Annotated in this window: 11 protein-coding genes; 2 read left to right on the forward strand and 9 right to left on the reverse strand. The window is 63.4% G+C overall.

Annotation, left to right across the window (positions count from 1 at the left end):
* The first annotated feature begins 106 nt into the window (after positions 1-106).
* Positions 107-2,377: an NADP-dependent malic enzyme gene (locus tag HRQ64_RS07705; RefSeq protein WP_172122861.1), complete on the forward strand. Its 2,271-nt coding sequence runs from the start codon at positions 107-109 to the stop codon at positions 2,375-2,377.
* A gap of 54 nt (positions 2,378-2,431) precedes the next feature.
* On the opposite strand, the gene HRQ64_RS07710 is transcribed toward HRQ64_RS07705, so the two are convergent.
* From HRQ64_RS07710 to HRQ64_RS07735, 6 genes are all read right to left on the reverse strand, one after another.
* Entirely contained in the window at positions 2,432-3,328 is an 897-nt protein-coding gene (locus tag HRQ64_RS07710) for a polysaccharide pyruvyl transferase family protein (protein WP_127752479.1), read from the reverse strand.
* Positions 3,325-4,800 carry a lipopolysaccharide biosynthesis protein gene (locus HRQ64_RS07715; protein WP_172122862.1) on the reverse strand — a complete coding sequence of 492 codons (1,476 nt, stop codon included), beginning with the start codon at positions 4,798-4,800 and terminating at the stop codon, positions 3,325-3,327. Before HRQ64_RS07715 ends, HRQ64_RS07710 begins: the two co-directional genes overlap by 4 nt.
* Before the next feature lie 48 nt (positions 4,801-4,848).
* On the reverse strand, positions 4,849-5,883 hold the full coding sequence (locus HRQ64_RS07720) for a glycosyltransferase family 2 protein (RefSeq protein ID WP_172122863.1): 1,035 nt from the start codon (positions 5,881-5,883) through the stop codon (positions 4,849-4,851).
* Positions 5,870-6,664: a galactosyl transferase gene (locus tag HRQ64_RS07725; protein ID WP_172122864.1), complete on the reverse strand. Its 795-nt coding sequence runs from the start codon at positions 6,662-6,664 to the stop codon at positions 5,870-5,872. The genes HRQ64_RS07720 and HRQ64_RS07725 overlap by 14 nt, the downstream gene beginning before the upstream one ends.
* Positions 6,665-6,793: 129 nt before the next feature.
* Positions 6,794-7,585, reverse strand: coding sequence for a formate dehydrogenase accessory sulfurtransferase FdhD (gene fdhD / locus HRQ64_RS07730; RefSeq protein ID WP_210258523.1), 792 nt, complete (start codon positions 7,583-7,585; stop codon positions 6,794-6,796).
* Positions 7,582-9,873 (reverse strand): FdhF/YdeP family oxidoreductase, encoded by a 2,292-nt coding sequence (locus HRQ64_RS07735; protein WP_172122866.1) that lies wholly within the window; start codon positions 9,871-9,873, stop codon positions 7,582-7,584. Before HRQ64_RS07735 ends, fdhD begins: the two co-directional genes overlap by 4 nt.
* Before the next feature lie 227 nt (positions 9,874-10,100).
* On the opposite strand from HRQ64_RS07735, the gene HRQ64_RS07740 reads away from it, so the two are divergent.
* Positions 10,101-11,186: an NAD(P)-binding domain-containing protein gene (locus HRQ64_RS07740; protein ID WP_349236682.1), complete on the forward strand. Its 1,086-nt coding sequence runs from the start codon at positions 10,101-10,103 to the stop codon at positions 11,184-11,186.
* On the opposite strand, the gene HRQ64_RS07745 is transcribed toward HRQ64_RS07740, so the two are convergent.
* From HRQ64_RS07745 to HRQ64_RS07755, 3 genes are all read right to left on the reverse strand, one after another.
* A complete protein-coding gene (locus tag HRQ64_RS07745) occupies positions 11,183-11,434 on the reverse strand; it encodes a hypothetical protein (protein ID WP_127752485.1) in 252 nt (83 codons plus the stop codon). The two genes, HRQ64_RS07740 and HRQ64_RS07745, sit on opposite strands and share 4 nt — an antisense overlap.
* Before the next feature lie 59 nt (positions 11,435-11,493).
* On the reverse strand, positions 11,494-13,311 hold the full coding sequence (locus HRQ64_RS07750) for a YbhB/YbcL family Raf kinase inhibitor-like protein (RefSeq protein ID WP_172122867.1): 1,818 nt from the start codon (positions 13,309-13,311) through the stop codon (positions 11,494-11,496).
* Positions 13,312-13,442: 131 nt separating this feature from the next.
* Positions 13,443-14,621 (reverse strand): zinc-dependent alcohol dehydrogenase, encoded by a 1,179-nt coding sequence (locus HRQ64_RS07755; protein ID WP_172122868.1) that lies wholly within the window; start codon positions 14,619-14,621, stop codon positions 13,443-13,445.
* Positions 14,622-14,704 lie beyond the last annotated feature (83 nt).

Raw genomic sequence — 14,704 nt, forward strand, 5'->3', positions numbered from 1 at the left:
CGCTTGCGCAGCGGCAACACCAGAGGTGTTTTGCCATGCCCTGGCTGCGCGTGCATGTTAACGGCGGAACGGCTCGCCCGAACTGCTGCCGAAAAGGAAACCACCCATGGCTGACGACAACACCACGAGCCTGCGCGACGCCGCGCTGCATTTCCACGAATATCCCAAGCCCGGCAAGCTCGAGATCGTGGCGACCAAGCCCCTCGCCAATACCCGTGATCTGTCGCTAGCCTATTCGCCCGGCGTGGCGATTCCCTGCGAGGAAATTGCCGCCGATCCCCAGGCCGCCTACAAATACACCTCCAAGGGCAATCTGGTTGCCGTGATTTCCAACGGCACCGCCGTGCTCGGCCTGGGCAATATCGGCGCGCTGGCCTCCAAGCCGGTGATGGAAGGCAAGGCGGTGCTGTTCAAGAAGTTCGCCGGCATCGATTCCATCGATCTGGAGGTCAACGAGCAGGACCCCAAGCGTTTCATCGAGATCGTGGCCCCGCTCGAACCCAGCTTTGGCGGCATCAATCTCGAGGACATCAAGGCCCCCGAGTGCTTCGAGATCGAGGAAGCGCTGCGCGAGCGCATGAACATCCCGGTGTTCCATGACGACCAGCACGGTACCGCCATCATCGTGGCCGCCGCCGTGATCAACGCCATGCGCCTTGTGGGCAAGGACATCGCCAAGGCCAAGATCGTCACCTCTGGCGCGGGCGCTGCCGCTATTGCCTGCATGAACATGCTGATCGCCGTTGGTGCCAAGCGCGAAAACATCTGGATCGCCGATAGCAAGGGCCTCGTGACCCGCAAGCGCGACAACTCCGTCGATCGCTGGCGCGGTGCCTTCGCGCAGGACACCGACAAGACCGAGCTCAGCGAAGTCATGGCCGGGGCCGATATCTATGTCGGGCTGTCCAAGGCCGGCGCGCTCAAGCCCGAAATGATGCGCGACATGGCGCCCAATCCGCTGATCCTGGCGCTGTCCAACCCCATCCCCGAGATCATGCCCGAACTGGCGCGCGAGGCGCGGCCTGACGCGATGATCTGCACCGGGCGCTCGGACTATCCCAACCAGGTCAACAATGTCCTCTGCTTCCCGTTCCTGTTCCGCGGCGCGCTCGATTGCGGCGCGACCGTCATCAATGAGGCGATGAAAGCGGCGGCTGCCGAAGCGATCGCCCAGCTCGCCCATGAGCCGGGCCTCGAAGCCAGCAGCCATGGGGTGCCCGCGATTTTCGGGCCGGACTATCTCATCCCCAACCCCTTTGATCAGCGCCTGATCCTGCGCATCGCCCCCGCTGTCGCCAAGGCAGCGATGGAAACCGGCGTCGCCCAGCGCCCGATCGAGGACTGGGCCGCTTATCGCGACACGCTGCACCGGTTTGTGTATCGCTCGGGCCTCGTCATGAAGCCCATGATCGAGCGGGCGCAGGAAAGCCTCAAGCGTATCGCCTTTGCCGATGGCGAGGACGAGCGGGTGCTGCGCGCCACCCAGGTGCTGCTGGAAGACAAGATGGGCCGCGCCATCCTGATCGGCCGCCCTTCGGTGATCGAGCAGCGCATCGCCCGCTTTGGCCTGACGCTGGAGGCCGGGCGCGATTTTGACGTCATCAACCCCGAAGACGATCCGCGCTATCGCGACTATGTGGACCTGTTCCACTCGCTGGTGGGCCGCAAGGGCGTCACCCCCGACACCGCCCGCACCATTGTGCGCACCAACACCACGGTGATTGGGGCCTTGGCCGTCAAGCGCGGCGAAGCCGATGCGCTGATCTGCGGCCTACAGGGCCGCTTCATCAAGCATGCGCGTGATATCCAGTCGATCATTGGCCTCGCGCCGCAGTCGCGCCAGCTGTCGGCGCTTTCCATGCTGGTGATGAGCCGGGGCGTGTTTTTCCTCGCCGACACCTATGTCAACATCGATCCCAGCGCCGACGAGATCGTGGCCATCACGCTGCAGGCGCGCGACCACCTCAAGCGCTTCAATATCGAGGCGCGGGCGGCGCTGCTGAGCTATTCCAATTTTGGCTCGCGCGACGGCGCCACGAGCCTCAAGATGCGCGAAGTGTTCGAAAAGCTGCAACAGGTCGCACCCGACCTTGTGGTCGATGGCGAAATGCAGGGGGATCTGGCGATCAACGAAAACCTGCGCGAGCGCTATGTCCCGAACTCGCTCCTGCGCGGCGAAGCCAATCTGCTGATCTTCCCCAATCTGGAAGCGGCCAACCTGTCCATGACGCTGCTCAAGGAACTCAACAACGCCCTCCCGATCGGCCCCATCCTCATGGGCACCAACCAGCCCGCCCACATCCTCGCCCCCTCCGTCACCAGCCGCGGCATCGTCAACATGGCCGCCGTCGCCGCCAGCGAAGTGGGGGTGGGCTAAAGCCACACCCGGGCGCAGTCCGGTGATGGGCTGCGCCTTTCATTGCAGGAGGGGCTAGGAAGCCGTCGCGCGCGCTTGCACAAAGCCGAGCAGCGCCGCGTCCGCGCGATCGGTCACCTCGGCAATGACCCGGTCTGGACTGAGTTGCGGCTCGGCTCGCGCAATTGCGGAAAGTCTTCTGGCTGCAAGCTGCGTCAGTAGCTTGTTGGGTGCTCTGGCGGCCGGGTGATGTATCAAGAGATTGGCACGGCCTTCGTAATACTTCTTGCCGCCCGTGATCTTGAAATAAAGCTCTTTCGCATTGGTGGGAAAGAGTTCCTTCCATCGGATCTGCGTGCTGAGTGCCTCAGACCAATCGAGCCATTTGGTGTGATGCAAGGGATGAATAGGCTGGGCCGCAATCCAGGGCGTTCGCAGCGCATCGGCGACGATGGCACCGTGCATGGCTTCGGTAACGAGACGCTCCAGACCGGCAATAGTGCTGAGCGTTTGCTGCACAGGTGCCGTGGGGTCGATGAACTTCACGCCAGCAAGGGCACAAGCCTCTTGCCAGTGGCCTCTCGCAAGGCTTTCAAAATGCGGCATGAAGCCAGTGCCGGATCGGCTGGCTCGTCCGATGGGGTAGATCTTGCGTAACAGAACGGCGCTGTCGCAAATGGCGAGCCCGGGGGGAAGTCTGAGCAGCTGTGCCGTGCGCGGTCCGCGCACGAAGACGGGCGACCAGCTGCCATCATGCAGATTGGGCAGCTTGCTATAGCCGCCATAACCCGAGCCGATAATGAATTTGCGCGAGGTGGAGGGCAGGAAATCCCAGATGATCGAGCCGATGCCGAGAAAGAGTTCGCTATCATCCTCGTCCAAAAATCCGCTGGGCAACAGGTGGGGCCACAGATAGGTGTTCAGTTCATCGCCGAAATTGGGCGTGTGGCCGCGGTAGTAAACCAGCTTCACTTGCTGCTTCTCCGCTTTGAGATCATGTCCCAGATTGCGTACAGCTGCCGGTGCGCCAGCAACCAGGCAACGCTGCCATACACTAAGGCGCCGACCGCCACCGCCGCGATTATCCGCGCCGCCGGGTCGGTGAGTGGCCAGGCCGCCGACGTAAATTGAATCGAAACGGCCATGGCCAGCGTAGCGAGAACGGGTACCCGGAAGCCCCAGAGATAGCAGAGCATCGGCATGTTCAGAATGCGCGCCACCATATGCACGGATGGCAGCCACATCAGATAGGTCTGGATGGCCAGGCCAATGCTGAGTTCGGCAACGCCAAAGCGGAAAAGCAGGACGATGCAGATGCCGGTCGCCAGCTGGCGACCCACCAAATAATAGAGCCACAGATCCGCATCGCCATTGCTGTTGATCAGCGAGCCTTGCAGCACCCCGATACAGGCCAATAGTCCAATGGCACAAAATGCCTGCACCACCGGCACCGCCTCACGCCAATGCGCACCGAAAAGGAATGGTACCAAATCCGGTGCGATAAGCGCCACGCCGGTGAACACGGGAAACGACACCGAAGCGGACAGGAACGTAGCGATGAGAAAGGCCTTGCGCCGCAACTCCGACTCGTCCTGCATGGAGGACAACAGGGAGAACGAGACCGCGTTGAGCGGTCCGGCCATGACATCGCTCAACAACTGGAAAATGCGCCGCGAGAAGCCGAACAGGCCTAGTGCATAGGGACCCAGCAGGCTCCCGATCAGCAATTGGTCGATGTTGATGCTGTTGATGAAGTTAGCGCCCGTGGCAAAGCCACCAAAGCGTGACAGCTCCTGCAGGGCTGACCGGCGGAAGGAGACGCGTGGCAGCCATTTGGCGCTGACCAGGCAGGCTAGGGTGGCCGCGGCCGAGGAAACAAGCTGGGCCAAGGCGAGCGCCCAGAGCCCGTAGCCGGCAAACAACACAGCCAGGCAAACCACAGCGCCCGCAAGCGAGGCCACCACGGTGCGCAAGGCGAGTTTGTGGAACAACATGGTTCGAACAAGCAGGGCGTTCGGCACGATGGCGACGAGGTCGAGCACGATCTTGAGCCCTAGCACGGGCATCAGCACTGCAAGCAGAGGCTGACCCATGGTCTCCGCCAGCGGTCGGGCGAGCAGGCACACCAGCGCATAAAGCAATGCAGCCAGCCCGGCACCCAGCCAGAACACGACGTCAAGATGCGCCGCGGTGATGTTGGCGCGCTGAATGAGCGCTTGTCCGAAACCGGTCGGCGCCACCGCGCCGAGCAGGGCGATGATCGTGCTGGCAAGGGCGACGATGCCGAAATCATCGGGACCAAGGGCACGCGAGGTTGCCAGAAACACTCCGGCGCTAACCAGCCCCGGCGTAAGGCTGCTGAAGACCGACCAGAGCACCCCGACAACGGCCGCGCGGCTGCGGGAGCCGGCGAGATGGAGGTCTACCTGCGCATCATAGGCCATCAGACACGACTTCCCGGGTGGTCTTGCAGAGCCACACAGCCGCGTACCCTACCAATTGGCAGCGTCTCGACGCACCGTCGCGATGGCGGTGCAAAGCGTCACGGGGAACCGGAACGGAAAGGATGGATCGGCTGCCGCTAGCTTTCGCAGCATGCCGAGATCGGGCAGCGACAATCGGATGAGTTGGCGGAGCAGAAGAAAGGTATAGGCCCGCTCAATGAGCTTGAGGGTGCGCCCGGCGATGTCGCGTTGTTCATCGTCCAATTCCACCTCGCTTAGGACGCGATGCCAGAGAAGTTTGAGGTAACCGTAGCGGCTCACAGTTTCCTTCTTGGACCAGTCGAAAGCAGACATATAGATATTGACGCCGGTGCCACAGACCACATTGACCGAGCAGGAGAAGCTCGCGCCGCCTGCCAACTGCCCCAGCTTGATCCAGAACAAGTAGTCTTCCCCTGCCGCACGCAAGCTCGTGTCAAAACGCATATCGGGGGCGGCCCGCAGGCGGTACACCACCGTCGAGGTCTGGCTGAGATATTCACGCAAGTAAGCGGCGAGGAGGGTCTCGCGGTCCACGAGCGCCCTCGTTCCGCTCCAAACGACACCCGATGCGCCCCGCTGCCATTCTGCCATGGTGTTGAGTTCGCCAAATAGACTGTGCTCCCAAACCTGCCGGGTGTGATCGCAAAAATAAAACGATGCCTCTGACCCGAGGCACTCCAGCGCTTCTTGCAGATGAGGTGGCGCCCATTCGTCGTCGGAATCGAGGAAGGCAATAAACTCCGCGCCCAACTCGACCGCCCGATCGATGCCGGTGTTGCGAGCGGCGCCGGGGCCACCATTCGACTGTTCGATCAGGATGAGCTCGTGCGGGAAACCCGACCGCACGAGGGCGAGTTCATCACTTGCCCGGATCGGGGACGCATCATCGACAACAATCACCGTAAGCTTGATAGCGCCCGCAAGCTCCTGCGCCGCAACCGAACGTAGTGCCCGCGCGAGGATACCGGCTTCCTTTTGGTAAAAGGGGATGACGACGGCGACGAGGATTTGTTCGCCGCTTGTGCTGCTATGGCCGGGCAAAGTACTCGCTCCGTAGTTTGGGGGTGAGCAGGCGCAGCTGGGCGAGAAGCCGGAGCTGAGCCAGAACGCGACGCCGACGGGGGCGGAACTGCCGCCAAATCGCAGCTGAAGCGCTGACGGCATCGGCATGCCCCACTCGGTAGATGGCTCCGGGGAATGGTAGTGGGGCGAGGGGAGTGCCGGCTTGGGCGAGAAGGCGCTTGGCGAACTTGTGGCTGCCAAACCACTGGCGCAGATAAGTTTCGTGCATGGCTTCCAGCGTGGGCGGCAGCACCAGCCGATCGGCATGGATGATCAGGGACGTGCCGCACAGCTCGTCAAAGCCTGACCCCAGCCGCATCAGGGTCGATGAGCCGTCATAGAGATAGCCGCTATCGACAAACCAGCCTGGCTGGGCAGGGTGAGCTTCGGCGAAGGCGGCGAGGCGATTGCTGACCAGATCATCGTAGTCGACGGTCATCACATAATTGTCCGGAGCGACGGAAAGAATGCCCGCAAGCACCCGGCGGCCCTTGTCTGCCCGGATCGCCTCGAACCGGTGCTCCCTATTGGCCAGGGGCGGCAACGGCGCCGGTGTGGGCAGATCGAGGCGATGCACTTCGATCTTGCCGGGCAAGTGCGGCAGGGGAGAATGGCGGCTCGCCACGACAATGCATCGCCAGCTCGAGCTGGTTTGTGCCGCGATCGAGGCTGCGGTAGCCTGCAGATTGCGCATGGCTGCAGGCCAGTCGGCCACACCGGCATGGTCGCGAATTGGGATGACGAAGCTCAGAGCTGGCATATGCTGGCCGGGGTTACAAAGCCGGGTGCCCGCACCGTTTCCCGGTTTTAGCAGGCGCATTGCCACCAACTCAGCGCACAACTACTTACGCAATGCCCACCTTATGTATCGGGAGGGCTGCCCCTCCAACTATCCCACCCGCCAGCCATGCGTGAACACCTCGAAGCCATCGTCTCGCGCCACGCCGAGGAGGGTGATGTTGGCGGCTTGGGCGGTTTGGATGGCGAGGGTGGTGGGGGCGGAAATGGCGAGGAGGATGCCGGTGCCGAGCACGGCGGCTTTTTGCACGAGCTCCACCGAGATGCGGCTGGTGATGAGGAGGGCGGCGTCCGCAGCGGGGAGGTGCTGGCGGCGGGCGGCGCCGGCGAGTTTGTCGAGGGCGTTGTGGCGGCCGACGTCTTCGCGCAGAACGAGCAGCCCCGCCTCGGGCTGCCAGAGCGCGGCGGCATGCACGGCGTGGGTGAGGGCGTTGAGCGACTGGGCGGGCCGGAGCGCCGCCACCGCGGCCATGATCTGGTCGGGCGACAGGGTGAGCCCGGCCTCCACCCGCGGCGTGGAGCGGAGGGCCTGTTCGAGGCTTTCGATGCCGCATAACCCGCAACCGGTAGGGCCGGCCATGGCGCGGCGGCGGGCGGCGAGGGCGCGCGCCCGTTCCTCGGCGACCCAGAGGCGTGCTTCCACGCCGGCGGCGTGCTCGACGATTTCGAAGCGCTCGATTTCGCCGAGCTCGGCAATCATCCTCTCGGTCAGCGCGAAGCCGATCGCGAAGTCTTCAAGATCGGCCGGCGTCGCCATCATCACGGCATAGGTCGAGCCATTGACCACCACGGCCACGGCCGCTTCGGTGGCAATGTCACGCCCGGCCGGGTCAAACTGCCCGGCCCAGCGCTGATGCGCGATGGGCTGATGGGTCGGGATCACGCCGGCACGATCCGCACCGGCACCGACTTGGCGGCCGGCACATGGCTTTTCTCGGCGTGCTGGTAGACCGGGATCAGCACATTGCATTCTGGATAATAGCCGCCGCAGCTGCCTTTGGGCATGTCGTATTTGATGGCGCGCAGCCCGCCGAGACGACGCGGCACTCCATCATCGGCCACCGTTTCGAGGGCGACAGTGCTGCCATCGGCAATGCCGAAGCGCGCCATGTCCTCGCCATTGAGGAACAGCACGTCGCGGGTGCCTTCCACGCCGCGGAAGCGGTCGTGATAGCCATAAACGGTAGTGTTGAACTGGTCATTGCTGCGCAAGGTGATGAGGCGCAGCACATCGGGATCCTTGCCATCATCAAAGCTGCCGCCCAGAGCCGAGGGCACCTTGAAATTGGCTTTGCCCGTCTTGGTCTTCCATTGGCGGTGGCTGGCGGCGATCGGGCGGCGGAAGCCTTCGGGCTTTTTGATGCGCTGGTTAAAGTCCCTGAACATTTCGGGCCAGGTGCGCTCGATGGCGTCGCGCACGAGGCTATAATCGCCCACCCACTGGTCCCAGGGGACATTGGGATTGGGGGGCAGGGTGGCCTTGGCGATCTCGGCCACGATGCGCGGCTCCGACAGCAGATCGGGGCTGGCGGGCTCGTTGATGGCGCGTGACTGGTGGATCACGGCGGTGGAATCCTCCACCGTCACCACCTGCTTGCCGGTGGCCTGCCGGTCATATTCGATCCGTCCAAGGCAGGGCAGCAGGAACGCCGTCTTGCCGCAAAACAGTTGGCCGCGATTGAGCTTGGTGGCGATCTGCACGGTCAGGCGCATCTTGGGCCAGTGCTCTTCCATCGGCCCATGATCGGGCACGGCGCGCAGGAAATTGCCGCCAAGCCCGATAAAGGCGTCGATCGTGCCATTGATGATGCCCTCGCAGGCTTCCACCGTGGTCGTGCCTTTTTCGCGCGGCGCCTTGAACTGGTAGAGTTCCTCGAGCCGGTCGAGCGGCACGAGTTCGGGCTTTTCAGCGATCCCAACCGTGCGCTGGCCCTGCACATTGGAATGGCCACGCACCGGGCAGATGCCGGCGCCGGGCCGGCCGATATTACCGCGCAGCAGCGCCAGATTGACCAGCATCTGCACCGCTTCGACCCCCAGCTTATGCTGGGTGATGCCCATGCCATAAACCACCATGGCGGCCGGGGCGGCGGCATAGATGGCGGCAGCGCGCTCGATCTGAGCGCGGGTGAGCCCCGTTTCGCGCTCGAGATCGGCCCAATCCTGCGCTTCGGCAAAGGCGCGGAACTCCTCCATGCCATGGGTGTGTTCGGCAATGAAGGTGTGGTCCAGCACCGGCTGGCGGTTTTCGGCTTGCGCCTTGGCGTCGGCCTCGAACAGCCATTTGCACATGCCGATCACCACCGAAATATCGCCGCCCGGGCGCACCTGGTAGTATTCCCGGCTGATGCGGGTTTCGTGCTGCGTCAGCATCTGCACCGGGTTCTGCGGATTGACGAACCGCTCGAGCCCCCGCTCCTTGAGCGGGTTGAAGCTGACAATTGTCGCGCCGCGGTCGCTGGCTTCCTGCAACTGGTGCAGCATGCGCGGGCTGTTGGAGCCCACATTCTGGCCGAAAAAGAATAGGGCATCGGCGGATTTGAAATCGTCCAGCACCACCGTGCCCACCGGCACCCCGATGCTTTCGGCCAGACCCACCGAAGTGGACTCGTGGCACATATTGGAGCTGTCGGGCAGGTTGTTGTTGCCATAGAGGCGCGCCAGCAGCTGATACATATAGGAGGTTTCAAGCGACGCCCGGCCAGATGCATAGAACACCGTGCGCTTGGGATCGATGTCGCGAATGGCGGCCAGCTCGCGTCCGATGCTGGCAAAGGCTTCGGTCCAGTCCACGGCTTCGTATTTGTCGGTTTGGGCGTTGTAGCGCAGCGGCGTCGTTAGCCGGCCAATGGCCTCGAGGTCGTGGTCGGACCAGGTCTTGAGCTCGCTAACCGTGTGTTCGGCAAAAAAGCTCGGCGTCACCCGCTTGCGCGTCAGCTCCCAGGCGGTCGCCTTGGCGCCATTTTCGCAGAACTCGGCGGGATGGGATGGCACCGGCTTGGCCCAGGCGCAGCTGACACAGGCAAAGCCCTCGGGCTTGTTTTGCTTGCGCAGCGCCAGGGGGCCCGTCGCCAGAATGCCTTCGCTGTCCAGATATCTGCTGACGGACTTGATTGAACCCCAGCCGCCAGCCGGTCCGCTATAGGGCGCGATGGTGATTTTTCTGGCCATGAGACGCTCGCTTTCATCGACAGCTTGGTTAAGTTCAAACACCCCCGACGCTAACCGGTTGCGGCGCGAGCGGAAAGACTGCCCGCAACGGAAAATCGGCTTTCTCCCTTGCGCCGATCAAGAATAGAAGCCAACAACTGCAGTCACTTGGCGCAGTTGATTGATTCAACTCTGGAGCTTGGCCACTGTCCGACAAGCAAACACAACTGGGTGACGCCTCCGTTCGAGTGGCTCGGAAGGCCGATATTGTCGTGATTGGCGCCGGGCAGGCGGGTTTGTCTGCCGCCTATCACCTGCGCCAGCGCGGCATTGTCGCGGGCCGCGGCTTTGTCGTGCTCGACAGTGCCGAGGCCCCAGGAGGCGCCTGGCAGTTCCGCTGGCCCTCGTTGACCCTGAGCACGGTCAATCGCGTCCATGATCTGCCGGGGCTGGCTTTTGGCGACGCGATCGCGCTGGATGATCCGCAGGTGCAGGCCCGGGTGGCGGTGCCGCAATATTTCGCTGAATATGAACGCAGGTTCGAGCTGCCGGTGCTGCGGCCGGTCAGCGCGCGCTGCGTGGTCAGCCGTGGCGAGCGGCTGCGGATCGAAACGGACCGGGGCGTGTTCTCGGCCCGGGGCATCATCAACGCCACCGGCACCTGGACGGCGCCCTTCGTGCCGCATTATCCGGGGGCCGAGACGTTCGGCGGCGAGCAATTGCACACCGCCGACTATCAGGGGGCCGAGCACTTCCGCGGCAAGCATGTGGTGGTGGTTGGCGGCGGCATTTCGGCCATCCAGCTGCTCGACGAAATCTCGCAGGTGACCACGACGCTCTGGGTAACCCGGCGTGAGCCGCAGTTCCGCACCGGACCCTTCGACATCGAAGCCGGCCGGACCGCCGTCGCTATGGTGGAGCAACGCGTGCGGGCCGGCCTGCCGCCACTTTCGGTCGTGTCGGTGACGGGGCTGCCCGAAACGCCGGCGATATCAGCGATGCGGGCGCGTGGCGTGTTGCAGCGCCATCCGATGTTCAGCGAGATTACCGAATCCGGCGTGCGCTGGAGCGATGGAAGGGAAGAGCGGGCCGATGTCATCCTCTGGTGCACCGGCTTTCGCTCGTCGCTCGATCATCTTGCCCCGCTCGACTTACGCGAAGAGGGCGGTGGCATCCGCATGGGTGGGCGGCTGGCCACCCAGGTCTTGCGGGATCCGCGGGTTCATCTGGTCGGCTATGGCCCGTCGGCGTCCACCATCGGCGCCAACCGCGCGGGCGCGGCGGCAGCGGCCGAATTGATCGCGACGCTTGGCCTCGGCAAAGCCATGGGCTAGCGCCCGCGCAGGCGGCCGATCAAGAGGGTAATCATCTCCATGCCCTCGGGCGTGAAGCTGACCGAATTGTCTTCGCGCGTGGCCAGGCCCAGCTCTTCGAGTTCGGCAACGGCCTTTGGATCGGCGTGGTGGCCCTTGCCGTCATCCGCGATCACTTTGGTGACGGGATCGCCGCTTTCGAGCTGGTGATAAATGGCAAAGGCGAATACTGCGAGGGCCGCATCGCTCAGGGTGTCGGGCGTGGTCATGGCTTGATCCTTGCTGGCGTGGAACGCGCCCGGGCGCGCTCCCGCGTGATCCGAGCTAGCTAGTTCTTGGGTTTTTCTTCGGTGGGGCGCTGATAGGTGCCCACCACTTCGCCCTTGGCCAGCACATGGCCTTCCATCGCCGCCAGCACGTCCTCGCGTTTGGCCCCCAGTTCCACCGGCAACTCGGCCAGATCGAGCGCAAAGACCTGGAAATGGTAGTTGTGGGCGGGATCCTCGAGCGGCGGGCGGGGGCCGTAATAGCCGGTCTGGCCGCGGCTATTGCTGCCCTGCTTGGCCCCTTCGGGGTCCTGCAGCACCGGATCGGTGTTGATGCCCTCGCGCAGGGTCGTGACGTCAGCGGGGATGTCGAAAAGCACCCAGTGCACGAAGGGCTTGGGCTCGTCGGCATCGGGATCATCCATGATCACGGCGAAGGACTTTGTGCCTTCGGGCGCCTCGTCCCAGGAGAGGGCCGGGGAGGCATTATGCCCTTCGGCGGCATGGGCGATGGGGATCGCACCATTATCCGCAAAGCTCGAGCTGCTGACAGCAAGCGTGCCATCGGCCTCCACGAGATTGATCGCGGTGTCGGAAGGCGCGGGTGTTTCGACCAGATTGGGCGTGCTGGACGCGGCAGCCGCATCGCTGCCTGCCCCATCCTCGCCCTCATAGCTGATGCGGTAGAGGATGCCGTTGAAATCGTCGGCCAGCAGCAGCGAGCCATCGATATCCTCGGTCAATCCGGCAAGCCGGGCGAGGAAGTCATAGCTTTGATCATCGTTCTCGATCAGCCAACCAGTGGCAAAGGAGGTCCAGTCCTTGGGCTCGCCGTCCTCGAAATCGACCCGGGTGATTTCATAGCCGCTCGGCGGGCGGCGGTTCCAGGAGCCGCGCATGGCGATAAAGGCGTCGCCGCGATATTCCTCGGGAAAGGCCTCGCCCTGGTAGAAGGTCATCTGCATGGGGGCGGCATGGGCGGTATAGCCGAGCAGCGGTTCCTCGCTCGCCTCGGCCCATTCCTCCAGCGTAATGCCCTCGGGCGGATTGTCCTGCGGATTGAAGTTGGAGAAGTCGTAGATATAGGGCCAGCCATATTGCTTGCCTTGTTCGACGAGGTTGAACTCTTCCTTCTGCTCCTCGTCACCCAGCCAGTCGGTGCCGTGATCGGCGCCGTAAAGCTTGCCCGTGCCGGGCTCCCAGCCAAAGCCGATCGTATTGCGCAGACCGCTGGCGAAGATGGTGCGGGTCTTGCCGTCGGGGGTGGCGCGCAGAATGGTGGCGCTTTCCGGGTTGGACTCGTCGCAGGCGTTGCAGGTCGAGCCCACGGTTATGTAGAGCATCCCGTCCGGGCCGATCGCCAGGGTGCGGTTGGGGTGCTGGCCGGCATCGGGCAGATCGTCGATGATCCGCGTCAGTTCGCCAAAGCTGCCATCGTCCTCGATTGGTGCAGTGAACACCTCCTTGGCGGTGGCAAGGTAAGCGGTGTCGCCATCGATAAAGATGCCGTGCATGCCCGGGCGGCCGGCGACCTTGGCGAAATCCTCGAACTTGCCATCGCGATCGGCGTCGATCAGCCGGATGACATCGCTTTCCTGGCGGCGGGTGGCATAGACATGCCCGTCCTCATGCACGGCCAGCATGCGCGTATTGCCGAGATCGCGGCCGACCACTTCCACCGTGAACCCCTCGGGCACCTGGATCTTGCCCGCAAGCTCGGCATCGTCAGCAATCTCGAGCGGATTGGGTTCGAGGATCGACCCCTCGATAGTCACATCGGAATATTGCCCGACCGTGCCCTGCGGTTGGGCGGCCGCGGGGCTGGCAATGGCAAGCAGCACGGTTGCGGAGGTGGCGAGGGAGGAAGAAGCTCTGCGCATGGGGGTTCATTCCTGTGGGTTTGGTTAATCCAACTCCCCAAGCCCGTTTCCCGATCCCCGCCAGCACGAATTTGCTGTTACCGGAGGCATCAAAGAAGGCAGGCGGGCGCCCGATAGGGCGCCAACCTGGGTTAAGCGCCGGGCTTCATCACCACCTTGATGCAGCCATCTTCTTTGTCCCGGAACTTGCGATAAAGCTCGGGCCCTTCCGATAGATCGGCCTGGTGGGTGATCACGAAGGTCGGATCGATTTTGCCGTCCACCACCAGCTGCAGCAGCGGCGCCAGATAGCGATGGGTGTGCGTTTGTCCGGTCTTGAGCGTCAGCCCCTTGTTCATGAAGGCGCCCATGGGCACCTTGTCGAGCATGCCGATATAAACGCCGGGCATCGAGATGGTGCCGCCCTTCCGGCAACACATGATTGCCTCGCGCAGCACATGTGCCCGGTCGGTGCCGAGACCCACCTTCTGCTTGACGTTGTCGATCACTGAATCCGGTGCGCCGCTCGCATGGGCCTCGGTGCCCACGCAATCGATGACCCGGTCGGGCCCGCGCCCATTGGTCATCTGGAACAGCACTTCATAGGGGCTGGCTTCGTCGAAATTGATGGTCTCGGCCTTGCCATGCACCTCGGCCATCTTCAGGCGCTCGGGCACGTTGTCGATGGCGACGACGCGGCCAGCACCCATCAGCCACGCGCTCTGGATGGCGAATTGCCCGACGGGACCGCAACCCCAGATGGCTACGGTGTCGCCGGGCTCGATCTCGGCATTTTCCGCGGCCATATAGCCGGTGGGGAAAATGTCGCTTAGGAACAGAACCTGCTCGTCGGTCAGTTCATCGGGCACCTTGATCGGGCCGACATCGGCAAAGGGCACGCGCAGATATTCGGCCTGCCCGCCAGCATAGCCGCCCAGCATATGTGAATAGCCAAACAGGCCCGAGGGCGAATAGCCCATGGCCGCGCGCGCGATGGCCGCGTTGGGATTGGAGCGGTCGCATAGTGAGAACATCTGGTTCTGGCAGAACCAGCACTGCCCGCAGGCAATGTTGAAGGGCACGACGACGCGGTCGCCGACCTTGAGCTTGGTGTTGTCCTTGCCGACCTCCACCACTTCGCCCATGGTTTCGTGGCCGAGCACGTCCCCTGACTCCATCGTGGGCATGAACCCATCATAAAGATGCAGATCCGAGCCGCAGATCGCGCAGGAGGTCACCTTGATGATGGCGTCCTGGCCATGGACGATCTTGGGGTCATCGACGGTATCGTAGCGAACATCGCCTTTGCCGTGCCAGCACAACGCTTTCATTGGGTTCTCCAGGGTTGGTGCGGCCAGCGCCAGTCGCGCCTTCCGCAGGAATAAGCCTCGGAACCGAGCCGATGCTCGTTCCC

Origin of the sequence: Devosia sp. 919, from assembly GCF_013185965.1 — a bacterium.
Lineage (GTDB): Bacteria > Pseudomonadota > Alphaproteobacteria > Rhizobiales > Devosiaceae > Devosia.

Coding starts and splice junctions, on each gene's coding strand:
- HRQ64_RS07715 (WP_172122862.1), bottom strand. CDS start 4,800: ATGGCCTATGATGCGCAGGTAGACCTCCATCTCGCCGGCTCCCGCAGC.
- HRQ64_RS07750 (WP_172122867.1), bottom strand. CDS start 13,311: ATGCGCAGAGCTTCTTCCTCCCTCGCCACCTCCGCAACCGTGCTGCTT.
- HRQ64_RS07705 (WP_172122861.1), top strand. CDS start 107: ATGGCTGACGACAACACCACGAGCCTGCGCGACGCCGCGCTGCATTTC.
- HRQ64_RS07755 (WP_172122868.1), bottom strand. CDS start 14,621: ATGAAAGCGTTGTGCTGGCACGGCAAAGGCGATGTTCGCTACGATACC.
- HRQ64_RS07725 (WP_172122864.1), bottom strand. CDS start 6,664: ATGCCAGCTCTGAGCTTCGTCATCCCAATTCGCGACCATGCCGGTGTG.
- HRQ64_RS07745 (WP_127752485.1), bottom strand. CDS start 11,434: ATGACCACGCCCGACACCCTGAGCGATGCGGCCCTCGCAGTATTCGCC.
- HRQ64_RS07735 (WP_172122866.1), bottom strand. CDS start 9,873: ATGGCCAGAAAAATCACCATCGCGCCCTATAGCGGACCGGCTGGCGGC.